General features: G+C 69.9%; 33 protein-coding genes and 1 pseudogene. 32 read left to right on the forward strand and 2 right to left on the reverse strand.

Going from position 1 to position 21,841, the window contains the following annotated elements:
• The first annotated feature begins 65 nt into the window (after window positions 1-65).
• From rplD to truA, 31 genes and pseudogenes are all read left to right on the forward strand, one after another.
• Complete coding sequence (gene rplD, locus ABNF97_RS15355) at window positions 66-719, forward strand: 50S ribosomal protein L4 (protein WP_130461956.1); 654 nt, start codon at window positions 66-68, stop codon at window positions 717-719.
• The gene (gene rplW / locus ABNF97_RS15360) at window positions 716-1,018 is read left to right on the forward strand and encodes a 50S ribosomal protein L23 (protein ID WP_101368144.1); all 303 of its coding nucleotides are present in this window, start codon (window positions 716-718) and stop codon (window positions 1,016-1,018) included. Before rplD ends, rplW begins: the two co-directional genes overlap by 4 nt.
• 12 nt (window positions 1,019-1,030) lie before the next feature.
• Window positions 1,031-1,870, forward strand: coding sequence for a 50S ribosomal protein L2 (gene rplB / locus ABNF97_RS15365; RefSeq protein ID WP_130461957.1), 840 nt, complete (start codon window positions 1,031-1,033; stop codon window positions 1,868-1,870).
• A 15-nt stretch (window positions 1,871-1,885) separates the two neighbouring features.
• Window positions 1,886-2,167 carry a 30S ribosomal protein S19 gene (rpsS, locus tag ABNF97_RS15370; protein ID WP_101368142.1) on the forward strand — a complete coding sequence of 94 codons (282 nt, stop codon included), beginning with the start codon at window positions 1,886-1,888 and terminating at the stop codon, window positions 2,165-2,167.
• A gap of 37 nt (window positions 2,168-2,204) precedes the next feature.
• Window positions 2,205-2,663, forward strand: a pseudogene (gene rplV, locus ABNF97_RS15375) (50S ribosomal protein L22); the annotation flags it as partial.
• An 86-nt stretch (window positions 2,664-2,749) separates the two neighbouring features.
• Window positions 2,750-3,628, forward strand: a complete 879-nt coding sequence (rpsC, locus tag ABNF97_RS15380; RefSeq protein ID WP_349338947.1) for a 30S ribosomal protein S3 — start codon at window positions 2,750-2,752, stop codon at window positions 3,626-3,628.
• A 3-nt stretch (window positions 3,629-3,631) separates the two neighbouring features.
• Window positions 3,632-4,057, forward strand: a complete 426-nt coding sequence (gene rplP, locus ABNF97_RS15385) for a 50S ribosomal protein L16 (RefSeq protein WP_088647000.1) — start codon at window positions 3,632-3,634, stop codon at window positions 4,055-4,057.
• Window positions 4,057-4,293: a 50S ribosomal protein L29 gene (rpmC, locus tag ABNF97_RS15390; protein ID WP_130461960.1), complete on the forward strand. Its 237-nt coding sequence runs from the start codon at window positions 4,057-4,059 to the stop codon at window positions 4,291-4,293. The genes rplP and rpmC overlap by 1 nt, the downstream gene beginning before the upstream one ends.
• Window positions 4,294-4,369: 76 nt before the next feature.
• Window positions 4,370-4,648, forward strand: coding sequence for a 30S ribosomal protein S17 (rpsQ, locus tag ABNF97_RS15395; RefSeq protein WP_130461961.1), 279 nt, complete (start codon window positions 4,370-4,372; stop codon window positions 4,646-4,648).
• 113 nt (window positions 4,649-4,761) lie between these two features.
• Window positions 4,762-5,130 (forward strand): 50S ribosomal protein L14, encoded by a 369-nt coding sequence (rplN, locus tag ABNF97_RS15400; RefSeq protein ID WP_116067066.1) that lies wholly within the window; start codon window positions 4,762-4,764, stop codon window positions 5,128-5,130.
• A gap of 82 nt (window positions 5,131-5,212) precedes the next feature.
• A complete protein-coding gene (rplX, locus tag ABNF97_RS15405) occupies window positions 5,213-5,527 on the forward strand; it encodes a 50S ribosomal protein L24 (RefSeq protein WP_130461962.1) in 315 nt (104 codons plus the stop codon).
• A complete protein-coding gene (gene rplE, locus ABNF97_RS15410) occupies window positions 5,524-6,093 on the forward strand; it encodes a 50S ribosomal protein L5 (protein WP_130461963.1) in 570 nt (189 codons plus the stop codon). The genes rplX and rplE overlap by 4 nt, the downstream gene beginning before the upstream one ends.
• A 41-nt stretch (window positions 6,094-6,134) precedes the next feature.
• Window positions 6,135-6,320, forward strand: coding sequence for a type Z 30S ribosomal protein S14 (locus ABNF97_RS15415; RefSeq protein WP_007073023.1), 186 nt, complete (start codon window positions 6,135-6,137; stop codon window positions 6,318-6,320).
• Between the two features lie 154 nt (window positions 6,321-6,474).
• Window positions 6,475-6,882 (forward strand): 30S ribosomal protein S8, encoded by a 408-nt coding sequence (gene rpsH / locus ABNF97_RS15420; protein WP_018784557.1) that lies wholly within the window; start codon window positions 6,475-6,477, stop codon window positions 6,880-6,882.
• A gap of 74 nt (window positions 6,883-6,956) precedes the next feature.
• Window positions 6,957-7,499 (forward strand): 50S ribosomal protein L6, encoded by a 543-nt coding sequence (rplF, locus tag ABNF97_RS15425; protein WP_130461964.1) that lies wholly within the window; start codon window positions 6,957-6,959, stop codon window positions 7,497-7,499.
• A 61-nt stretch (window positions 7,500-7,560) separates the two neighbouring features.
• A complete protein-coding gene (gene rplR / locus ABNF97_RS15430; RefSeq protein WP_130461965.1) occupies window positions 7,561-7,950 on the forward strand; it encodes a 50S ribosomal protein L18 in 390 nt (129 codons plus the stop codon).
• 68 nt (window positions 7,951-8,018) lie between these two features.
• A complete protein-coding gene (rpsE, locus tag ABNF97_RS15435; RefSeq protein WP_130461966.1) occupies window positions 8,019-8,633 on the forward strand; it encodes a 30S ribosomal protein S5 in 615 nt (204 codons plus the stop codon).
• Window positions 8,633-8,815, forward strand: coding sequence for a 50S ribosomal protein L30 (gene rpmD / locus ABNF97_RS15440; protein WP_130461967.1), 183 nt, complete (start codon window positions 8,633-8,635; stop codon window positions 8,813-8,815). Before rpsE ends, rpmD begins: the two co-directional genes overlap by 1 nt.
• On the forward strand, window positions 8,815-9,258 hold the full coding sequence (gene rplO / locus ABNF97_RS15445) for a 50S ribosomal protein L15 (RefSeq protein WP_101368131.1): 444 nt from the start codon (window positions 8,815-8,817) through the stop codon (window positions 9,256-9,258). The genes rpmD and rplO overlap by 1 nt, the downstream gene beginning before the upstream one ends.
• Window positions 9,259-9,490: 232 nt before the next feature.
• Window positions 9,491-10,822 (forward strand): preprotein translocase subunit SecY, encoded by a 1,332-nt coding sequence (gene secY, locus ABNF97_RS15450; RefSeq protein WP_130461968.1) that lies wholly within the window; start codon window positions 9,491-9,493, stop codon window positions 10,820-10,822.
• A complete protein-coding gene (locus ABNF97_RS15455) occupies window positions 10,823-11,476 on the forward strand; it encodes an adenylate kinase (protein WP_130461969.1) in 654 nt (217 codons plus the stop codon).
• Between the two features lie 10 nt (window positions 11,477-11,486).
• Complete coding sequence (gene map / locus ABNF97_RS15460; protein WP_349338948.1) at window positions 11,487-12,338, forward strand: type I methionyl aminopeptidase; 852 nt, start codon at window positions 11,487-11,489, stop codon at window positions 12,336-12,338.
• Window positions 12,339-12,443: 105 nt separating this feature from the next.
• Window positions 12,444-13,019 (forward strand): DUF1707 SHOCT-like domain-containing protein, encoded by a 576-nt coding sequence (locus ABNF97_RS15465; protein WP_486484572.1) that lies wholly within the window; start codon window positions 12,444-12,446, stop codon window positions 13,017-13,019.
• Window positions 13,020-13,234: 215 nt separating this feature from the next.
• Window positions 13,235-13,456: a translation initiation factor IF-1 gene (gene infA, locus ABNF97_RS15470; protein WP_007073013.1), complete on the forward strand. Its 222-nt coding sequence runs from the start codon at window positions 13,235-13,237 to the stop codon at window positions 13,454-13,456.
• A 126-nt stretch (window positions 13,457-13,582) separates the two neighbouring features.
• On the forward strand, window positions 13,583-13,696 hold the full coding sequence (gene rpmJ, locus ABNF97_RS15475; RefSeq protein ID WP_012184307.1) for a 50S ribosomal protein L36: 114 nt from the start codon (window positions 13,583-13,585) through the stop codon (window positions 13,694-13,696).
• A gap of 223 nt (window positions 13,697-13,919) precedes the next feature.
• Entirely contained in the window at window positions 13,920-14,300 is a 381-nt protein-coding gene (rpsM, locus tag ABNF97_RS15480) for a 30S ribosomal protein S13 (protein ID WP_130461971.1), read from the forward strand.
• 51 nt (window positions 14,301-14,351) lie between these two features.
• Window positions 14,352-14,759, forward strand: a complete 408-nt coding sequence (gene rpsK / locus ABNF97_RS15485) for a 30S ribosomal protein S11 (protein ID WP_030329919.1) — start codon at window positions 14,352-14,354, stop codon at window positions 14,757-14,759.
• Window positions 14,760-14,775: 16 nt separating this feature from the next.
• Window positions 14,776-15,402 carry a 30S ribosomal protein S4 gene (gene rpsD / locus ABNF97_RS15490; RefSeq protein WP_130461972.1) on the forward strand — a complete coding sequence of 209 codons (627 nt, stop codon included), beginning with the start codon at window positions 14,776-14,778 and terminating at the stop codon, window positions 15,400-15,402.
• Window positions 15,403-15,516: 114 nt separating this feature from the next.
• A complete protein-coding gene (locus ABNF97_RS15495) occupies window positions 15,517-16,539 on the forward strand; it encodes a DNA-directed RNA polymerase subunit alpha (protein WP_130461973.1) in 1,023 nt (340 codons plus the stop codon).
• Between the two features lie 49 nt (window positions 16,540-16,588).
• Entirely contained in the window at window positions 16,589-17,146 is a 558-nt protein-coding gene (gene rplQ / locus ABNF97_RS15500) for a 50S ribosomal protein L17 (RefSeq protein WP_130461974.1), read from the forward strand.
• Between the two features lie 81 nt (window positions 17,147-17,227).
• Window positions 17,228-18,061, forward strand: a complete 834-nt coding sequence (gene truA / locus ABNF97_RS15505; protein ID WP_130465821.1) for a tRNA pseudouridine(38-40) synthase TruA — start codon at window positions 17,228-17,230, stop codon at window positions 18,059-18,061.
• A gap of 135 nt (window positions 18,062-18,196) precedes the next feature.
• Here the strand turns inward: truA and ABNF97_RS15510 are convergent, their stop codons facing one another.
• Window positions 18,197-19,075, reverse strand: coding sequence for a hypothetical protein (locus ABNF97_RS15510; protein ID WP_130461975.1), 879 nt, complete (start codon window positions 19,073-19,075; stop codon window positions 18,197-18,199).
• 1,154 nt (window positions 19,076-20,229) lie between these two features.
• Complete coding sequence (locus tag ABNF97_RS15515; RefSeq protein ID WP_349338949.1) at window positions 20,230-20,496, reverse strand: hypothetical protein; 267 nt, start codon at window positions 20,494-20,496, stop codon at window positions 20,230-20,232.
• 671 nt (window positions 20,497-21,167) lie between these two features.
• Between ABNF97_RS15515 and ABNF97_RS15520 the strand changes: the two genes are divergently transcribed.
• Complete coding sequence (locus ABNF97_RS15520; protein ID WP_130461977.1) at window positions 21,168-21,773, forward strand: methyltransferase; 606 nt, start codon at window positions 21,168-21,170, stop codon at window positions 21,771-21,773.
• Window positions 21,774-21,841: the final 68 nt, after the last annotated feature.

Raw genomic sequence — 21,841 nt, forward strand, 5'->3', positions numbered from 1 at the left:
ACGAGCACAGTGAGCGCGAGGAGTGAGCTTGCGAGCCCCGCAGTCGCGAACGGAGGACGAGCACAGTGACCACCGTTGACGTGCTGACCGTCGAGGGCACCAAGAGCGGCTCCGTCGAGCTGCCCGCCGAGATCTTCGACGTGCAGGCGAACATTCCGCTGATGCACCAGGTCGTGGTCGCTCAGCTCGCCGCCGCGCGGCAGGGCACGCACAAGACCAAGACCCGTGGCGAGGTCGCCGGCGGCGGCAAGAAGCCGTACAAGCAGAAGGGCACCGGTCGGGCCCGGCAGGGTTCGATCCGGGCGCCGCAGTTCGCCGGCGGTGGCGTCGTGCACGGTCCGGTCCCGCGCGACTACAGCCAGCGGACCCCGAAGAAGATGAAGGTCGCCGCGCTGCGGGGCGCCCTCTCGGACCGTGCCCGCGGCGGTCAGGTGCACGTGGTCGAGGCCTTCGTCAGCGGCGACAAGCCGTCGACCAAGGCAGCCCTCGCCACGCTGCGCAAGGCGACCGAGGCCAAGCGGGTGCTGGTGGTGCTCAGCAGCACCGACGAGCTGAACTGGCTCTCGCTGCGCAACGAGCCCAGGGTGCACCTGCTGGAGGCCGGCCAGCTCAACACGTACGACGTGCTGGTGGCCGACGACGTGATCTTCACCAAGGAGGCCCTGGACGAGTTCCTGGGTGTCCGCGGTGGGGCGCAGGGTGAGGAGAGCGACAAGTGAGCACCATCGCCGACCCGCGGGACATCATCTTCGCGCCGGTCGTCTCCGAGAAGAGCTACAGCGAGCTGAACAAGAACTGGTACACCTTCCTGGTGCACCCGGACGCCAACAAGACCGCCATCAAGATCGCGATCCAGCAGATCTTCGACGTGCGCGTCCTGACGGTGAACACCCTCAACCGCGAGGGCAAGCGCAAGCGCACCCGCACCGGGTACGGCAAGCGCAAGAACACCAAGCGGGCGATGGTGAAGCTGGCTGACGGTGACCGTATCGAGGCCTTCGGCGGCCCGGTCAGCTGAGGGGTATAGACAATGGCTATCCGTAAGTACAAGCCGACGACGCCGGGCCGGCGTGGCTCCAGCGTCGCCGACTTCGCCGAGATCACCCGGTCGACCCCGGAAAAGTCGCTGGTGGTCCCGCTGCCGAAGAAGGGCGGACGCAACGCCCACGGCCGGATCACCACCCGGCACCACGGTGGCGGGCACAAGCGGCAGTACCGTCTGATCGACTTCAAGCGGGTCGACAAGGACGGCGTGCCGGCGAAGGTCGCGCACATCGAGTACGACCCGAACCGCACCGCGCGGATCGCGCTGCTGCACTACGCCGACGGCGAGAAGCGGTACATTCTCGCGCCGAAGGACCTGAAGCAGGGCGACCGGGTCGAGTCCGGTCCGGGCGCCGACATCAAGCCGGGCAACAACCTGCCGCTGCGCAACGTTCCGGTCGGTTCCAGCATCCACGCGGTGGAGCTGCGTCCCGGCGGTGGTGCCAAGCTGGCCCGCTCGGCCGGCGTCGGCATCCAGCTGCTGGGCCGGGAGGGCGCGTACGCGACGCTGCGGATGCCCTCCGGTGAGATCCGGCGGGTGGACGTGCGTTGCCGGGCCACCATCGGCGAAATCGGCAACGCCGACCAGTCAAACATCAACTGGGGCAAGGCCGGCCGGATGCGCTGGAAGGGCCGCCGCCCGACCGTCCGTGGTGTGGCGATGAACCCGGTCGACCACCCGCACGGTGGTGGTGAGGGTAAGACCTCCGGTGGTCGTCACCCGGTGAACCCGCAGGGTAAGCCCGAGGGTCGTACCCGGCAGAAGGGCAAGGCGAGCGACCGCCTCATCGTCCGCCGCCGCTACGCCACCCGTAAGCGCGGCTAAGGGAGATAGGTAGACATGCCTCGCAGCCTGAAGAAGGGCCCGTTCATCGACGACCACCTGCTCAAGAAGGTGGAGACGCAGAACGAGAAGGGCTCGAAGAACGTCATCAAGACCTGGTCGCGCCGTTCGACGATCATCCCGGACATGCTCGGGCACACGATCGCCGTGCACGACGGGCGCAAGCACGTCCCGGTGTTCATCACCGAGGCGATGGTCGGGCACAAGCTCGGTGAGTTTGCGCTGACCCGCACGTTCAAGGGTCACGAGAAGGACGACCGGAAGAGCCGCCGGCGCTGAGCGCCGACCACGGATAAAGGATCAAGGGGTTTCAGCGATGCCAGTAAAGGGCGACGCTCCGGTGCTTCCGGGCGCGCGGGCGGTTGCGCGACACGTGCGCATCTCGCCGACCAAGGCGCGCCGGGTGGTCAACCTCGTCCGCGGTCTGCCCGCGAAGGAGGCGCTCACGGTGCTGCAGTTCGCGCCGCAGGCGGCGAGTGAGCAGGTGTACAAGGTGCTCGCGAGCGCGATCGCCAACGCGGAGAACAACGAGCGGCTGGACCCCGACGCGCTGCTCGTCAGCGAGGCGTTCGTGGACGAGGGCCCGACGATGAAGCGGTTCCAGCCGCGCGCGCAGGGCCGGGCGTACCGGATCCGCAAGCGGACCTGTCACATCACCATCGTGGTGGAGGCCGTCGCGCCGTCGGCGCCGGCCGGGCGGGGCGCGGCGAAGAAGGCCGCTCCGGCCAAGTCGACCAAGTCGACCGAGCCGGCCAAGTCGAACGAGTCGAACGAGTCGAACGAGTCGGCCAAGGCGACCGAGTCGACCGAGCCGGCGACCGAGGGCGGCCAGACGCAGAGCAAGACGGAGGGTGCCGAGTAATGGGTCAGAAGGTTCACCCGCACGGGTTCCGGCTCGGCATCTCGACCGACTGGAAGTCCCGCTGGTACGCGGACAAGCTCTACAAGGACTACATCGCCGAGGATGTCAAGATCCGGCGGATGATGTCCAAGGGCCTGGAGCGGGCCGGCATCTCCAAGGTCGACATCGAGCGGACCCGGGACCGGGTCCGGGTCGACATCCACACCGCTCGGCCGGGCATCGTCATCGGCCGTAAGGGTGCGGAGGCCGACCGGATCCGTGGCGAGCTGGAGAAGCTGACCGGCAAGCAGGTGCAGCTCAACATCCTCGAGGTGAAGAGCCCGGAGTCGGACGCGCAGCTCGTCGCGCAGGGCGTGGCCGAGCAGCTCTCCAGCCGGGTCAGCTTCCGGCGGGCGATGCGCAAGGCCATGCAGTCCGCGATGAAGAACCCGATCGTGCGGGGCATCCGGGTGCAGGTCTCCGGCCGGCTCGGTGGCGCCGAGATGAGCCGTACCGAGTTCTACCGCGAGGGTCGGGTGCCGCTGCACACGCTGCGGGCCAACATCGAGTACGGCTTCTTCGAGGCCCGGACCACCTTCGGCCGGATCGGCGTGAAGGTCTGGATCTACAAGGGCGACGCCGTACCCGGTCGGGAGGCCCCGGCCGAGACCGGTCCGGCGCGTCCACGCCGTGAGCGTGGCGACCGGCCCGATCGGCCGCGTCGCGGCCGCTCCGGTTCCTCCGGCACCACGCCGGGCGGCACCGACGCGGGCCGGGCGGCAGCCGCGGGGATCACCGGTCCGCCCGCCGAGGCGACGAACGACAGCGCCGCGCCGGCTACCGCCGCGGCGACTCCGGCGGGTTCCGCCGGAACGGACAGCTCAGCGCAGGAGGGCTGACAGATGCTGATGCCGCGCAAGCCCCCGAAGGGCTTCCGCAAGCCGCACCACCCCGACCGCCACGGCGCGTCGAAGGGCGGCAACCGGGTGGTGTTCGGCGAGTTCGGAATCCAGGCGCTCGAGCCCGCGTACGTGACCAACCGGCAGATCGAGTCGGCCCGTATCGCGATGACCCGGCACATCAAGCGTGGCGGCAAGGTCTGGATCACGGTCTTCCCGGACCAGGCCCTGACCAAGAAGCCGGCCGAGACCCGGATGGGTTCCGGTAAGGGTTCGCCCGAGTGGTGGGTGGCCAACGTGAAGCCGGGGCGGGTGCTCTTCGAGATGTCCTTCCCCAACGAGCAGATCGCGCGAGAGGCGATGCGTCGCGCGATCCACAAGCTCCCGATGAAGTGCCGCATTGTGACGCGCGAAGTGGGTGAAAGCTGATGGCCGCGGGCGTGAAGGCCAGCGAGCTGCGTGAGCTCTCCGAGGAGGAGCTGGTGAGCCGGCTCCGGGAGGCCAAGGCGGAGCTGTTCAACCTCCGCGTCCAGGCGGCGACCGGTCAGCTGGACAACAACCGTCGGCTCCAGGTCATCCGCCGGGAGATCGCCCGGATCTACACGATCATGCGTGAGCGTGAGCTTGGGCTTTCGGCCGCGCCGACTGAGGTGACTGCATCATGAGCGAGCGCAGCGAGCGAATCATCAGGCTCAGTGCGGTGGAGCCTCGTGACTTCACCGAGCGAAGCGAGGGGAAGTCATGAGCGAGGAAACCAGCACTGCGAAGGCGCGGGCCCAGCGCAAGGTCCGGGAGGGCCTCGTGGTCAGCGACAAGATGGAGAAGACCGTGGTCGTCGAGGTCGAGGACCGGGTCAAGCACGCGCTGTACGGCAAGGTCATGCGCCGCACCAGCAAGTTGAAGGCGCACGACGAGCAGAACGCGTGTGGTGTGGGCGACCGGGTGCTGCTCATGGAGACCCGTCCGCTGTCCGCCACCAAGCGGTGGCGGGTTGTGGAGATCCTCGAGAAGGCCAAGTAAGAGCCGTACCGCAGGCTCAGGGTTCCGCCAAGCTCAGCCGGCACGGGACTTCGGTCGACGAAGGCAGGCCGGATGAACCGCCGGCTGAGAACTGGCAGACATAGGAGATAGACGTGATTCAGCAGGAGTCGCGACTGCGCGTCGCCGACAACACGGGCGCCCGGGAGATCCTGTGCATCCGGGTACTCGGTGGCTCCGGTCGGCGCTACGCGGGCATCGGCGACGTCATCGTGGCCACGGTCAAGGACGCCATTCCCGGAGCCGGTGTGAAGAAGGGCGACGTCGTCAAGGCGGTCATCGTCCGCACCGCGAAGGAGAAGCGGCGGCCGGACGGCTCGTACATCCGATTCGACGAGAACGCGGCCGTGATCATCAAGGATGGTGGCGACCCGCGAGGTACCCGTATCTTTGGCCCGGTTGGCCGTGAGCTGCGGGACAAGCGGTTCATGAAGATCATCTCACTCGCGCCGGAGGTGTTGTAACCGTGACCGAGCGCAGCGAGGGAACCAGCAAGCGCAGTAGGTGCAAGCTTCAGGCGCGCGCCGACCGGAGGGAGGCGCGGGCATGAAGGTGAAGAAGGGCGACACGGTCATCGTCATCGCCGGTAAGGACAAGGGTGCCAAGGGCAAGGTCATCGCGGCCTACCCGCGGCAGGACAAGGTCCTGGTCGAGGGCGTGAACCGGGTCAAGAAGCACACCCGCATCCGCACCACCCAGCGCGGTGCGCAGACCGGTGGCATCGTCACGCAGGAGGCCGCGATCCACGTCTCGAACGTGATGGTCGTGGACTCCGACGGCAACCCGACGCGGGTCGGGTACCGGATCGACGAGGGCGGCCAGAAGGTCCGTATCGCGCGTAGCACCGGTAAGGACCTGTGATGACGGCAACCGAGACCAAGACGCTGCCCCGGCTCAAGCAGCGCTACCGCGACGAGGTCGCGGGACAGCTCCGTGAGCAGTTCCAGTACGGCAACCCGATGCAGGTGCCCGGCCTGGTCAAGATCGTCGTCAACATGGGTGTCGGCGAGGCGGCCCGGGACGCGAAGTTGATCGACGGCGCCGTACGCGACCTGGCCACCATCTCCGGCCAGAAGCCGCAGGTCCGCCGGGCCCGCAAGTCCATCGCGCAGTTCAAGCTCCGCGAGGGCATGCCGATCGGTGCCAAGGTGACCCTGCGCGGCGACCGGATGTGGGAGTTCCTGGACCGGCTGCTCTCGATCGCGCTGCCCCGGATCCGGGACTTCCGCGGTCTGGACGGGCGCAAGCTCGACGGACACGGCAACTACACGTTCGGCCTGACCGAGCAGTCGGTGTTCCACGAGATCGACCAGGACCGGATCGACCGCGTGCGGGGCATGGACATCACGGTGGTGACCACCGCCAAGACCGACGACGAGGGCCGGGCACTGCTCAAGCTCCTCGGCTTCCCGTTCAAGGAGAGCTGAGCAGCCGTGACGGATCGAAACAAGGAGAACTGAGGACTGATATGGCGAAGAAGGCGCTGATCCTCAAGGCCGCCGCGAAGCCGAAGTTCTCGGTTCGCGCGTACACCCGCTGCCAGCGTTGCGGGCGGCCGAAGGCGGTCTACCGCAAGTTCGGCCTCTGCCGGGTCTGCATCCGGGAGATGGCGCACCGCGGTGAGCTGCCCGGCGTGTCGAAGGCTTCCTGGTGACCCTGCGCCCCATCCGTGGGTGGCGGAGCGAGGACCGCACCGCCACCCGCTTTGGGCCCAGCCACGTCCCGACCGATATCCGGGGCGAGGATCGCAACGCCGTAGGCCCGGGCCAGTGCCCCGGGAACCCCGGCGAGAAAGGCTGACGAGATCCATGACGATGACCGACCCGATCGCAGACATGCTGACGCGTCTGCGTAACGCCAACCAGGCGTACCACGACCGGGTGACGATGCCCTACTCGAAGATCAAGGCGAACATCGCCGAGGTCCTCAAGTCCGAGGGCTACATCGCGACCTGGTCGGTCGAGGAGCCCGAGGAGGGCGCCGTCGGCAAGCGACTGGTCGTCGAGCTTAAGTACGGCCAGAACCGGGAGCGGAGCCTGGCCGGCATCAAGCGCGTGTCCAAGCCCGGCCTCCGGGTGTACGCCAAGTCGGACGGGCTCCCGCGGGTGCTCGGCGGACTGGGCGTGGCGATCATTTCGACGTCCCAGGGACTGCTGACCGACCGGCAGGCTCGCAAGCGGAGCGTTGGCGGGGAAGTCCTCGCCTTCGTCTGGTAACGGAGGCATGCCGTGAGCGCGAGGAGCGCAGCGAAGCGGAGCCCCGCAGTCGCGAACGAAGGAAACGATCGATAATGTCGCGTATTGGACGTAAGTCGATCCCGGTACCGGCCGGCGTCGAGGTGACCATCGACGGCTCGACCGTCAAGGTCAAGGGGCCGAAGGGCGAGCTGTCGCACACCCTGGCCGCGCCGATCACGGTGGAGCGGGGCGAGGACGGCCAGCTGCACGTCAACCGGCCGAACGACGAGCGCGAGGCCAAGGAGCTGCACGGCCTGAGCCGTACGCTGGTGGCGAACATGATCGTCGGAGTCACCGAGGGCTACCGCAAGACCCTGGAGATCGCCGGCACCGGTTACCGGGTCACCGCCAAGGGCAGCGACCTGGAGTTCGCGCTCGGGTTCTCGCACCCGGTGCAGGTCAAGGCCCCGCCCGGGATCACCTTCACCGTCGAGCGGCCCACCCTGTTCCACGTGGCCGGCATCGACAAGCAGCAGGTCGGCGAGGTGGCCTCGAACATCCGGAAGATCCGTCCGCCGGAGCCGTACAAGGGCAAGGGCGTTAAGTACCAGGGCGAAGTGATTCGCCGCAAGGCCGGAAAGGCGGGCAAGAAGTGACCGCCGGTTCCGGGGCGAAGTCGTCCGCCGGCCGCGAGGTCGGGAGAAAGGCAGGTAAGAAGTGACCGCCACACTGCTCAAGCGTCGCCGCGGGGTCGCCGCCAAGCGCGCCGTCGGGCGGGCGCGTCGGCACTTCCGGGTGCGCAAGACCGTCGTCGGCACCGCCGAGCGGCCGCGACTCGTGGTCACCCGCTCGCTGCGGCACATCACCGCGCAGATCGTGGACGACGGCCGGGGCCACACGCTGGTCTACGCCTCGACCATGGACGACTCGATCCGGGGTACCGAGGGCGACAAGAGCGCCCTGGCCGGCAAGGTCGGCGCGCTCGTCGCCGAGCGGGCCAAGGCGGCCGGGATCTCCAGGGTCGTCTTCGACCGTGGTGGCAACCAGTACGCGGGGCGGATCGCCGCGCTGGCCGACGCGGCCCGCGAAGCCGGGCTCGAGTTCTGACGGCGTTTGATGCGCAATCAGACGAGGATCGTAACTAACCCCGTCACGAGAAGAGAGGAAAGCTGCTGATGCCAGGTCAACAGCGCCGTGGCGGCGGGTCCGGTGGCAACGAGGGTGGTCGCCGCGACAACCGCCGTGAGGGCGGTCGCGGAAACGCGCCCGCCGAGAAGACGCCGCACCTTGAGCGGGTCGTCGCGATCAACCGGGTTGCCAAGGTCGTGAAGGGCGGTCGTCGCTTCAGCTTCACCGCCCTGGTGGTCGTGGGCGACGGCGACGGCACGGTCGGCGTGGGTTACGGAAAGGCCAAGGAGGTGCCCGCGGCGATCGCCAAGGGCGTCGAGGAGGCCAAGAAGCACTTCTTCAAGGTGCCGCGGATCGGTTCCTCGATCCCGCACCCGGTGACCGGTGAGGACGCCGCCGGTGTGGTGCTGCTCAAGCCGGCCAGTGCCGGTACGGGTGTCATCGCCGGTGGGCCGGTCCGAGCGGTTCTGGAGTGCGCGGGCATCCACGACGTGCTCTCCAAGAGCCTCGGCTCGTCGAACCCGATCAACATCGTGCACGCCACGGTGACGGCCCTGAAGGGGCTGGAGTCGCCGGAGGCGATCGCGAAGCGTCGGGGCCTGCCGGTCGAGGACGTCGCCCCGGCCGCCATGCTGGCGGCCCAGGCGGGGGTGACGGCCTGATGGCACGCCTGAAGGTGACCCAGGTCCGGTCCAACATTGGGACCAAGCACAACCAGCGCGAGTCGCTGCGGTCGCTCGGTCTCAAGCGGATCAACGACGTGGTGGTCAAGGAGGACCGCCCCGAGATTCGGGGCATGATCTTCACCGTGAGCCACCTCGTGAAGGTCGAGGAGGTCGAGTAATGACGATCAAGGTCCACCACCTGCGTCCGGCTCCCGGGGCCAAGACCGAGAAGACCCGGGTGGGTCGCGGTGAGGGCTCGAAGGGGAAGACCGCCGGTCGCGGTACCAAGGGCTCCAAGGCCCGGAAGAACATCTCGGCGGCCTTCGAGGGCGGGCAGATGCCCATCCACATGCGGCTGCCGAAGCTGAAGGGCTTCAAGAACAAGTTCAAGGTCGTGTTCCAGGTGGTCAACCTGGACCGGCTCGCCGAGTTGTTCCCGGAGGGCGGCCAGGTCGGTCCGCAGGAGCTGGTCCAGGCCGGCGCCGTCCGCAAGGGGCAGCCGGTGAAGGTTCTCGGTACCGGGGAGCTGGGCGGGGTCGCCCTCCAGGTGTCGGCGCACGCGTTCAGCGCGTCGGCCAAGGAGAAGATCACCGCTGCCGGCGGCTCGGTGACGGAGCTGTAGGACGTCGTGGTCGAGGCGCTCGCCCGTTCAGCGCAACTGGCGGGCGCCCGGCTTACTAACGGGCCAATCCCCCCGTTAACATCGTAAGCGGTGAATGTTCTCCGGGTGGATCTGCCCGAGAGCGCTCCGGACTGTTAGAGTCCGATCCCAGCTATGGGTTCGGGTCGATCGCCCGACAACCACCCCGTCCCGCCATGCACCATCGGCGGCCGCCTCGCGCAGGAGGAAGAAGTTGCTCTCCGCCTTTCTCAGTGCGTTCCGCACGCCTGACCTGCGCAAGAAGCTGCTGTTCACAGTAGGCATCATCGCGGTCTACCGGCTCGGCGCGACGCTGCCCAGCCCGGGCGTCTCCTACGGCAACGTGCAGAAGTGCATCCAGACCATGGAGTCGGGCGAGGGCAACGGTGTCTTCAACCTGCTCAACCTCTTCTCCGGCGGCGCGCTGCTGTCGCTGTCGGTCTTCGCGCTGGGCATCATGCCCTACATCACCGCCTCGATCATCCTGCAGCTGCTCGCCGTCGTCATCCCGCGGCTGGAGCAGCTCCGCAAGGAGGGCCAGGCAGGTCAAGCGAAGATCACGCAGTACACCCGTTACCTGACCCTCGGTCTGGGTGTCCTGCAGGCCTCGGCCTTCGTGGCGCTGGCCCGCTCCGGTCAGCTCTTCAACGGGATGTGCCAGGAGTTCCCGATCATTCCGGAGGGCACCGGCCTGCCGAACTGGCTGACCGTCTCCATCCTGGTGACCACGATGACCGCCGGCACCGGCGTGGTGATGTGGCTCGGCGAGCTGATCACCGACCGGGGCGTCGGCAACGGCATGTCGGTGCTGATCTTCACCTCGATCGCGGCCCGGCTGCCCAGCGAAGGCTGGACCATCAAGAACAACAAGGGCTGGGGGATGTTCGGGCTGGTCCTGGTCCTGGTCCTGGTCGTCATCACCGCGGTCGTCTTCATCGAGCAGGCCCAGCGCCGCATCCCGGTGCAGTACGCCAAGCGCATGATCGGCCGGCGGATGTACGGCGGCACCTCCACCTACATCCCGCTGAAGGTGAACCAGGCGGGTGTGATTCCGGTCATCTTCGCCTCGTCGCTGCTGTACCTACCTTCGCTGCTGCTCCAGTTCTTCGACCAGAACAACCTGAACGACTGGCAGACCTGGGTGCAGAACCACCTGGTGCAGCCGGACAGCCCGACCTACATCAGCGTGTACTTCCTGCTGATCATCTTCTTCACGTACTTCTACGTCTCGATCACGTTCAACCCGACCGAGGTCGCGGACAACATGAAGAAGTACGGCGGGTTCGTCCCCGGCATCCGGCCCGGCAAGCCGACGGCCGACTACCTGGACTTCATCCTGAGCCGGATCACCCTCCCCGGTGCCCTCTACCTGGGTCTGATCTCCATCCTGCCGAACTTCTTCTTCATCTGGCTGGACAGCCAGCAGTACCAGAACTTCCCGTTCGGTGGCGTCGCCGTACTGATCATGGTCGGTGTCGGGCTGGAGACCGTGAAGCAGATCGAGAGCCAGCTCATGCAGCGGAACTACGAAGGGTTCCTGCGGTAGATGCGACTCGTTCTGGTCGGTCCCCCCGGGGCGGGCAAGGGGACCCAGGCCGAGTTCATCGCCGCCCACCTCGCTGTGCCCAAGATTTCGACGGGGGAAATCTTCCGGGCCAACGTCTCGCAGGGCACCCCCCTCGGAGTCGAGGCCAAGCGTTACATGGACGCCGGCAAGCTGGTGCCCGACGAAGTGACCATCAACATGGTCCGGGACCGGCTCGCCAGCCCGGACGCGTCCGAGGGTTTCCTGCTCGACGGATTCCCTCGGACCACCCCGCAGGCGGCGGCGCTGGACAAGCTGCTGGCTGATCTCGGCACCGCGCTGGACCTGGTCATGGAACTGGTCGTCGACGACGACGAGGTGATCCGGCGGCTCTCCGGCCGGCGTACCTGCCGGGGCTGTGCAAAGGTCTGGCACATCGAGTTCGACGCCCCCTCGGTGGCGGGCATCTGTGACCGGTGCGGCGGCGAGCTGTTCCAGCGGGACGACGACAAGGCCGAGACGATCGCCGAGCGGCTGCGCGAGTACGCCAACAAGACCGCACCGCTGATCGACTACTACGGCGCACAGGGCAAGCTCGTCGGCATCGACGCCACCGGGCCGGTGGAGGACGTCACCGTCCGGGCTATCGACGCCCTGCGGTCCTACGGCGGATAGGCTGGGTACCATGCGCCGTCCCCAGCTGGACATCCAGCTGAAGACTCCGGAGCAGATCGAGCTGATGCGCAGGGCCGGGCTCGTCGTCGCGGCGGCCCTGGAGCGGATGCGGGTGGCGGTCGCCCCCGGTGTCTCCACCGCCGACCTCGACGCGATCGCCGAGTCGGTGATTCGGGAGGCTGGCGGCGTCCCCTCGTTCAAGGGCTACCACGGCTATCCGGCGTCGATCTGTTCCTCGGTCAACGAGCAGATCGTGCACGCCATCCCGGCCTCGACCCAGGTGCTCCGGGACGGTGACCTGATCTCGATCGACTGCGGCGCCATCCTCGACGGCTGGCACGGCGACGCCGCGATCACCGTCGGGGTCGGCGAGGTCCGTCCGGAGCTGCACCGCATGGCCGAGGTCGCCGAGGACGCGATGTGGGCGGGAATCCGGGCCGCGGCGCGCGGCATGCTCAGCGGTCGCGGCCGGCTGACCGACATCTCGTACGCGGTGGAGCGCGCGGTCCGGGCCGGTGGCCGGTACGGCATCGTCGAGGGGTACGGCGGGCACGGCATTGGCACCGAGATGCACCAGGACCCGCACGTGCTCAACCATGGCCGGCCAGGTCGCGGCCCCCGGTTGGTGCCGGGGATGGCGCTGGCGATCGAGCCGATGGTCACCCTGGGCTCCCCCCGGACGGTCGAGCTGGACGATGGCTGGACGGTGATCACCCGCGACGGGTCGATCGCGGCCCACGTCGAGCACACTATGGCGCTGCTGGACGACGGCGTCTGGGTGCTGACCGCGCCGGACGGCGGTCGGGCCCGGCTCGGCGACCTGGTGACCGGCCGAGAACCCGCCCGGTCCTCCTTCGGTTGACGGTCCGCTGCGACCCGGTGATCGGACCGTAACCCCGATGGCCCCGGCCGGCTCGGCCCGCCGGCCTCGTTGGGCGGGCTGGCTCCGTAGTGGCATCCTCGTAGCATGGACCGGCGGGACCAGATGCGTGCGGCGGACTCCGATCGCGCGGCCGTGGCCGATCAGCTCCGGCAGGCACTGAACGAGGGACGGCTCGATCTGGGCGAATACGATGATCGGCTCCAGCGGGCGTACGCGGCCAAGACGTACGGGGACCTCGACGGGCTGCTCACCGACCTGCCGGGTACGGTGCCGGTCGACCAGGCCGGACTGGTGCCGGCCGGTGCCCCGGAGCCGCCGGTGTTCCGTGCCGAACCCGCCGTTCGCTATCCGGGCGCCACCCGGGCCTGGCTGGTCGAGACCTGGGAGGGCTACCTCGGCCTGGTCGGCGTCGTGGTCACCATCTGGGCGGTCACCTCGGCGCTCTCGGCCGACCTGCTCTACTTCTGGCCGGGTTGGGTGGCGGGGCCGCTGGGCGCGATGCTGCTGCTCCGTACCGTCACCGGGCTGGCGAAGGGGGAGCCGCAGCGCTGGGCCGCCGAGCAGGCGGCGAAGCGACAGGCGAAGATCGAGAAGCGAGCCCGGACAGCGGAGCGGAAACGCCGCCTGGACGAGCAGGGCGGCCAGGAGGAACTCGCCTGATATAGTCGCCTTCGTCCGATCCGACGGCCCGGGAGTCCCCGGGTTGGCGCTGGCGTGCGGGCGCGCGTACACTGGCTGATCGGCGCACAGCGTCCACTCCGGCATGCCCACCCGCGCTTCGGTGGGGCCGGAGCCGCGGCTGGCTCGGACGATTCTCCGTCCGGGAAAGGCGTTGTGAGCCGTCCGGAGTAACCGACGTCAGGACAGCGGAGGACATGCCGAAAAAAGACGGAGCCATCGAGATCGAGGGTCGAGTGATCGAGCCACTCCCGAACGCCATGTTCCGGGTGGAACTCGCCAACGGCCACAAGGTGCTGGCTCACATCAGCGGCAAGATGCGGCAGCACTACATCCGCATCCTGCCCGAGGACCGGGTCGTCGTCGAGCTTTCGCCGTACGACCTGACCCGAGGGCGCATCGTCTACCGCTACAAGTGAACGTCGCCGGGCCGGGTGTCGGTCCGGGGTTCGTGAACTGCCTGACGACGGCCGGGTGTCCGTGTCCGTCCTCAAGACTCGACGGCGTCAGCGCGCTGCCGGGCACAGATGGGAAGTAAGGCAACCGTGAAGGTCAAGCCGAGCGTCAAGCGGATCTGCAACAAGTGCCGGGTGATCCGCCGGCACGGCCGGGTCATGGTCATCTGCACCGACCCGCGCCACAAGCAGCGCCAGGGCTGATCGCGACCGCCGGCCGGTGACATGCCGGCGGCGTCGACGGTGGGTCCGGGCCGCAGATCCCGTACAACAACACAAGCTCGTCCCAGCCGCGAGCGGCGAGATCGTCCAGCGATAGCGCAGTCGTGGCCCACCCCCGGTCGGAGGCCGGGGCCCGCAGGTTTTGGGCAGGCGGGGTGGGGCGGGTCCAGACCTCCGCGAAGTAACCTGAGGAGTACGCCCGCACATGGCACGGCTAGTCGGCGTCGATCTCCCCCGCGAGAAGCGGCTGGAGATCGCGCTCACCTACATTTTCGGGGTCGGTCGGACCCGCGCGGTCGAGACGCTCGCCGCCACCGGCATCTCCCCGGACAAGCGCGCCAAGGACCTCACGGACGAGGAGCTGGTCCAGCTCCGGAACCACATCGAGGCCAACTACAAGGTAGAGGGCGACCTGCGCCGCGAGGTCGCCGCTGACATCCGCCGCAAGGTCGAGATCGGCTGCTACGCGGGCATCCGGCACCGCCGGGGTCTGCCCGTCCGTGGCCAGCGGACCCGTACCAACGCCCGGACCCGGAAGGGCCCGAAGCGGACCGTCGCCGGCAAGAAGAAGCCCGGCAAGAAGTAAGAACTCAATCGGGATCCGTTCCGGGAAAGTCAACTAGGAGCGCACAGACTTATGCCACCGAAGGCTCGCGCCGGGGCCGCCGTCAAGAAGGTCCGGCGCAAGGAACGCAAGAACGTCGCCCACGGGCAGGCGCATATCAAGAGCACGTTCAACAACACCATCGTCTCCATCACGGACCCGACCGGTGCCGTCATCTCCTGGGCCTCCGCCGGCCAGGTGGGCTTCAAGGGTTCCCGCAAGTCGACTCCGTTCGCCGCGCAGCTGGCCGCCGAGGCCGCCGCGCGTCGGGCCATGGAGCACGGCATGCGCAAGGTCGACGTGTTCGTCAAGGGCCCCGGCTCCGGCCGGGAGACCGCCATCCGTTCGCTGCAGGCCGTCGGCCTTGAGGTCGGCCAGATCGCCGACGTCACGCCACAGCCGCACAACGGGTGCCGTCCGCCGAAGCGTCGTCGGGTCTGAGAGGTAGACGAAGAACATGGCTCGTTACACCGGTGCCGACTGCCGCCGTTGCCGTCGGGAGAAGATGAAGCTGTTCCTCAAGGGCAGCAAGTGCGATGGCCCGAAGTGCCCGTTCGAGTCCCGGCCGTTCCCGCCCGGGCAGCACGGCCGGGGCCGTACCAAGGAGACGGAGTACCTGATCCAGCTCCGTGAGAAGCAGAAGGCCCGCCGGGTCTACGGCGTGCTGGAGAAGCAGTTCCGGGGGTACTACGAGGAGGCCGTCGCCAAGAGTGGCAAGACCGGCGAGATCCTCCTGCAGATCCTCGAGTCGCGCCTCGACAACGTGGTCTACCGGGCCGGCCTGGCGAAGTCGCGCGACCACGCGCGGCAGCTCGTCAAGCACGGTCACCTGACGGTGAACGGCCGCAAGGTCGACATCCCGTCGTACCGGGTGAAGGAGCACGACATCGTCGAGGTCCGGGCCAAGTCCAAGGAGCTGACGCCGTTCATCGTGGCGCAGGCCGAGGCCGGCTCGAAGACGGTGCCGGCCTGGCTGGAGGCGATCCCCAGCCAGATGAAGGTGCTGGTCCACTCGCTTCCGGCCCGGGGCGTCATCGACACCCAGGTCCAGGAGCAGCTGATCGTCGAGCTCTACTCGAAGTAGCGGTTCCTGGCGTCTCCGCGCCGACTGCCCGGCCTTCCCGCCGGCAGCGGCGCGGAGCGCCGGACATGAGTTTGGGCATCAAATAGCGGGTGCCCCGAACGAAAAGGAAACAACATGCTCATCACCCAGCGGCCGACCCTCACCGAGGAGTCGATCAACGAGACCCGGTCCCGGTTCACCATCGAGCCGCTCGAGCCGGGTTTCGGGTACACCCTGGGCAACTCGCTCCGGCGGACCCTGCTCTCCTCCATTCCGGGCGCGGCGGTCACCTCGATCAAGGTCGACGGCGTACTGCACGAGTTCACCACCATCCCGGGGGTCAAGGAGGACGTGGTCGAGCTCGTCATGAACGTGAAGGAGCTCTGCGTCAGCTCCGACCACGACGAGCCGGTCAGCATGTACCTGCGCAAGCAGGGCCCCGGCGACGTCACGGCCGGTGACATCCAGCCCCCGGCCGGTGTCTCCGTGCACAACGCCGACCTCAAGCTCGCCACGCTCAACGGCAAGGGCCGGCTCGACATGGAACTGACCGTCGAGCGGGGCCGCGGCTACGTCACCGCCGCGCAGAACAAGCAGGCCGGTGCCGAGATCGGCCGGATTCCGGTCGACTCGATCTACTCGCCGGTGCTGAAGGTGACGTACCGGGTCGAGGCGACCCGGGTCGAGCAGCGTACCGACTTCGACCGGCTGATCATCGACGTCGAGACCAAGGCCTCGATCGGGCCGCGTACCGCGCTCGCCTCCGCCGGCTCCACGCTGGTCGAGCTCTTCGGGCTGGCCCGGGAGCTGGACGAGAGCGCCGAGGGCATCGACATCGGCCCGTCGCCGCAGGATGCGCAGCTCGCCGCCGACCTGGCGCTGCCGATCGAGGAACTGGACCTCACCGTCCGGTCCTACAACTGCCTCAAGCGCGAGGGCATCAACACGGTTGGCGAGCTCATCGGACGCACCGAGGCCGATCTGCTCGACATCCGGAACTTCGGGCAGAAGTCGATCGACGAGGTCAAGATGAAGCTCGCCGGCATGGGGCTGGGGCTGAAGGACTCGGCGCCCAACTTCGACCCGGCGCACGTCGTCGACTCCTTCGGCGAGGCCGACTACGACACCGACGACTACCGCGAGACCGAGCAGCTTTAGTCCGGGGCTAGCCGGAGATCCGGCCACCCACTATTGAGGAGCACCAAGAATGCCCACGCCCAGCAAGGGCCCCCGCCTCGGCGGTAGCCCCGCGCACGAGCGGATGATCCTGGCCAACCTGGCCACCGCGCTGTTCGAGCACGGCCGCATCACGACCACCCAGACGAAGGCCAAGCGGCTCCGTCCGCTCGCGGAGCAGCTCATCACCAAGGCCAAGCGGGGAGACCTGGCATCCCGCCGGCGGGTGCTGACCGTCGTACGGGACAAGGACGTGGTCTTCACCCTGTTCGACCAGATCGCTCCCCGGTTCGCCAACCGCAACGGTGGCTACACCCGGATCGTGAAGACCGTCCCGCGCAAGGGGGACAACGCGCCGATGGCCATCATCGAGCTGGTCGAGGAGCTGGTCGAGGCTCCGGCGGCGCCGGCGAAGAAGACCGCCGCCCGCAAGGCGGCGCAGCAGGACAAGGTCGAGGCGCTCGCCCCGGACGAGGAGACCCCGCGTGCCTCGTCATCCGACGGCGACCAGGACGCCGAGTCGCCGGAGTCGCGCTCCGGCGACACCGATGGGGCCCGGGCGGACACCGACGAGGCGGACAACAAGTAGGACCGAGGAACGACGCCGGGCCCGGCATCCCCGCGGGGGTGTCGGGCCGTGGCATGTCTGGAGCTGGCCGTGGAGCGCGAGGTGGATGAGGAGCAGACCCGGGTACGCCTGGACGTCGCCTACGACGGCGGTGACTTCTCCGGATGGGCCGTCCAGCCCGGCCGGCGTACCGTCGCCGGGGTGCTGGTCGAGGCGCTGACCCGGATCGTCGGGCCGGATCGGGTGCGTGGGCTGACCGTGGCGGGGCGCACCGACGCCGGTGTGCACGCCAGCGGGCAGGTCTGCCATCTCGACCTGCCGGGCGCGGTGTGGCGGCAGTGGGCGGAGACGCTGCTGCGCCGGCTCGCCGGGGTGCTGCCACCCGACGTCCGGGTCCGGGCCGTCGCCGAGGTGCCGGCCGAGTTCGACGCCCGGTTCTCGGCCACCTTCCGGCGCTACGAGTACCGGGTCACCGACGCCCCGTACGGTGCCGAGCCGTTGCGCCGGCACGAGGTGCTCGCCTGGCCGCGCCCGCTCGACCTGGCGGCGCTGAACCAGGCCGCCGCCGGGTTGGTCGGCGAGCACGACTTCGCGGCGTACTGCCGGCGCAAGGAGAACGCCACGACGGTGCGGGAACTGACCCGGCTGGACTGGCGGCGGGATCCGGACGGTGTGCTGGTGGCCACGGTGCAGGCCGACGCGTTCTGCCAGTCGATGGTGCGCAGTCTGGTCGGGGCGATGCTGGTGGCCGGGGACGGGCGCCGTCCGGTCGACTGGCCGGGTGGCCTGCTCCGGCGGCGGGAGCGGGCCAGCGAGGTGAGCGTGGCACCGCCGTACGGGTTGACGCTGGTCGCGGTCGGCTACCCCGAGGACCCCGCCGAATACGCCAGCCGGGCGCTGCGTACCCGCCGGCTCCGGATCACCGCCTCGGCCTGAAGGCCGCCGCCGGATCCGGCGCCGTCGCGGCGGTGGCCGGTGGTCAGTGAACCTTTTCAACCTGAACCGCGCGGCGCTCACACATCGCGTCCGACCTTGCGCTCCGACGGACCGCAAGGGGAGGTTGAAAAAGGTTCAGTCGGACTGCACCGGGTTCGGCGCTCCGGTCGGGGCGGCGACGATCCGCTGGTCGAGCACCTTCCCGCGCAGGTACACCTCGATCATGTCGGAGAGGATCTGTCGGGCGAACAGGTCGTCCTCGCCGATGATCTTGCCGTCGCTCTTGGCGACGACACAGTAGATCAGGAAGTGGCCGCGGACGTGCCAGCCGGCCTGGGCCGAGGCGGCCGTGACGGGCTCGGTGCCGCTGCCGGCGGCGAGGCCCAGGAAACGCCCCTTCCGGCCGTCCACGATCGGCTTGATCTTCTCGCGTGCCGAGGTCGCCCCCGCCTCGTCCGCCAGGTTCACGATCCCGGCGGTCGCGACGTAGAGGCCGGTGGGGGAGCGTACGGTGCCTCGGACGAACTGACTGCACCCCGCGTCCTGCAGCACCACCTCGATCTGGCCGTCGGCGGCGAGCCCGCAGTCCTCTGCCGCCTGGGTCTTGAGCAGCTCGTACGCCGACTGCTCGGGATCGACCAGCACCTGTTTGCCGTCCGGGAAGACCTCCTTGACGGTCAGCGGAGCCGGGTCGGCGGTGCGGGAGCTGATGTCCCGGGGGCTGGCGCCGGCGCCGGTCCCGTCGGCCGCCCGGGAGTCCCGGCCGACCGGGTCGTCGACCATGAAGAAGTAGGAACTGAGCCCGCAGATGCCGAGCAGGAGCAGCACGCCGAGCGAACCGACGACCAACTGCCAGGTCCGCTGAGAACGGCGTAGCGGTGCGTCCGTCTCGCCGGACGTCGACGACACGGTGGCGACCGAGGAGCCGGCGGCGGGCCTGCCCGGGGTGCTCCCCGGAGCCCGAGCCGGCGCCGGAGCGGAACCGGGCGGTGCGACCGCTGCCGGCTTGGGCACCCGCCGCGGCTCCGGCGTACGGGATGGCCCCTGCGTACGCGTCGGAGCGACCGGGGAGCCCTCGGCCACCGGTCCGGTACGCCCACCCGGTGCCGGCGGCCCCGACCTGTCACCGGCCGGTTCCGCCGGGGCCCGGTCATACGGCGGACCCGGACGGGGAACTGCGGCTGATCGTGCTGCGCCGTCCGGACCGAGGCGCGGTCCGGCGGGTGAGCCTGGCGCCCGGTCCAGCGGTGCGGCGCCGGGTGGCGCCGAGCGCGGTCCGGCGGGTGAGCCCGGCGCCCGGTCCCGCCGTGCGGCGCCGGGTGGCGCCGAGCGCGGGCCTGCCGGCGAGCCCGGGACCCGGTCAGATGGCGGGGCGGTGCGGGGTCCGGCGGGTGAGCCGGGCGGGTCGCCGGCGTGCCTGGATCGACGCGGGGGCGGTGGACCGGCCTGCGCCGGGCCACCTGGCCGCAGGTCGGGCCGGGTGCCGGCAACCGGCCCAGGGTCTCCTGGTCGGGGGCGCGGCAGCCCCGTCGGTGTACCCCCGGGGGGTGGCGGACCGGAACGGGGGGAGCCGACGGTACCCGCCCGGTCACCGCGACGGTCCACCGGACCGTCGGCCGGCAGGTCGGCGGACCTGCGCCGTCCGGCGGGCGGCCCGGCGAGGTCGGGACGGCCGGGCCGGAGCGGCTCCCGGTCGGCCGAGGGAGCGCGTCGCTGACGTGGTACCGGTGCAGGGCGTGGCCCGGCGAGCGGGTCCTCCCCGGCGCCCGGTCGGTACGGAACGTCCGGCCCGGGAACGGGGTCGGGCTGGGGACGCGGACGGGACGGGGCCGAACCTGCCCCGGGCCGTCGACCACCGTGGGGACGCTCCGGCGAATCCGTACTCCCGCCCGCGGCCGGGCCCGACGCGGGGCGGGGCGGCCCGAACGAGTCGGCATCGGAGGGGACCGGTCCGACTGGGACACCGCGGCCAGCCGTCCGGGGCGGGCGACCGACCGGACCCGGCCTGCCGCCGGCGCCGGACAGCTCGTCGGAGGGCATCCGGGTGCCGGGAACCGGCCTGCCGCCGGGGGCCATCCGGTCCCGAGGGCCGGGTGGGCCGCCGGTGGCCGGCCGGGCGCCACTCGGGGACGATCGACCGCCGGCCGGGAGTCCGTCCTCGGGGGTGATCAGGTGGCGCCCGCCACCCGCACCGTGGGCCGGCGCAGCCGGGGGCGGACGATCGTGACCGGGACGAGCCGACGACAGCCGGTCGCGAGGCTGGCCGCCGGGCGCGCCGAGCGGGTCGGGGAGCGGCTCGCGTACCGGCGGATAGCCGGCAGCGGCAGCCGCGCCGGGGCCGTCGGGTCCGGGCGCGCCGTGCCGAGCCCGACGGGGTCGACCGGAGGGCTCCACCGGACCCGCGATGCCGTCCGGCGTACGTCCTCGGGGCGCACCCTCCGGGTACCGGCCGGTGGGGCCGTCCGAGTGTCTGCCGGCAGGTCCGGCCGGGTACTGGCCGGGAGGTCCGGCCGGGTACTGGCCGCCGGGCCTGTCCGGGTGCCGGCTGGTCGGTCCGTTCGGGTGTCGGCTCGGTGTGTCGGGCTGCCGGCTGGTCGCTGCGTCCGGGTACCGGCCCGGCACGTCGGAGGGGCCACCGAAGGCGTCCGGAGGGCCGCCGAAGGGGCCGATGGGGCGGTCTGGCGCCGCCGCCGACCGACCTGGACGGTCCGCCGGCCGTGCCGCCCCCTCCTCCGGCCAGCCGTGGGAAGAACGCGGGCCCGGGTTCTCCGGAGTGGACGGACGGAAGCGGGAGGACGCCGGTAGCCCGTCGGTCCGGTCCGGTCCGGAACGCCGCCGGACGGCCCGGCCCGGCGGGGGACCGGCCGCCGGATCCGGCTCGACCGGAGGCTGGTCGGCGGGATCTCGTCGGGAGCGTGGCGATCCACCGCCCGGTCGAGGTCCACGCCCATAAGCCATGTCGCACAGGGTAACGGAAATGCGGATCGGCGCGCCGCCGCCGATGAGTCACACTTGATGAGAGAGTAGGTATTTGCCCGAGCCTGGGCGGGGCCCGGGGATACGGCCAGCGGGCAGGGCGGCCACGCGGTAGGCGACAATGCGTGGCGTGACCGGCGACCACTATTTCAGCACCGAGCCCGCGACCAGCGCCGATCGGCGTACGGTGGCGTTCTCCGTCGAGGGGTACGACTACTCGCTGACCTCTTCGGCCGGAGTCTTCTCCGCCGACCGGCTCGATCCAGGCACGGCAGTACTGCTGCGCAAGGCCGAACTTCCCGGGGCGGAGACCAGCGGAGCCCTGCTCGACCTGGGCTGTGGTTACGGGCCGATCACCTGCGTACTCGCCACCGGGGCGAGTAAGGCCACCGTCTGGGCGGTCGACGTCAACGCCCGGGCGCGTGAACTCACCAGCGAGAACGCGCAGCGGCTCGGCCTGGCCGACCGGGTACGCGTCACCGCGCCGGACGAGGTCCCGGAGGACCTCACCTTCACCCAACTGTGGTCCAACCCGCCGATCCGGATCGGCAAGGCAGAGCTGCACGGCATGCTGCGGCGCTGGCTGCCCCGGTTGGCCCCGGACGGCGTGGCGTGGCTGGTGGTGGCCCGGCATCTCGGTGGTGACTCGCTCCAGCGCTGGCTCGTCGAGGACGGCTGGCGGGTCGAGCGCCACGCCAGCCAGAAGGGTTACCGGGTGCTCCGGGTCACCCGCTGAGCGCGGCCGGCGGGCCGGGCCGGTTCAGCGGGCCGGGACCCGTTCCAGCAGGCCGAAGCCCGGTGTCA

It is taken from the genome of Plantactinospora sp. B6F1 (assembly GCF_040120695.1).
Classification (GTDB): Bacteria; Actinomycetota; Actinomycetes; order Mycobacteriales; family Micromonosporaceae; genus Plantactinospora.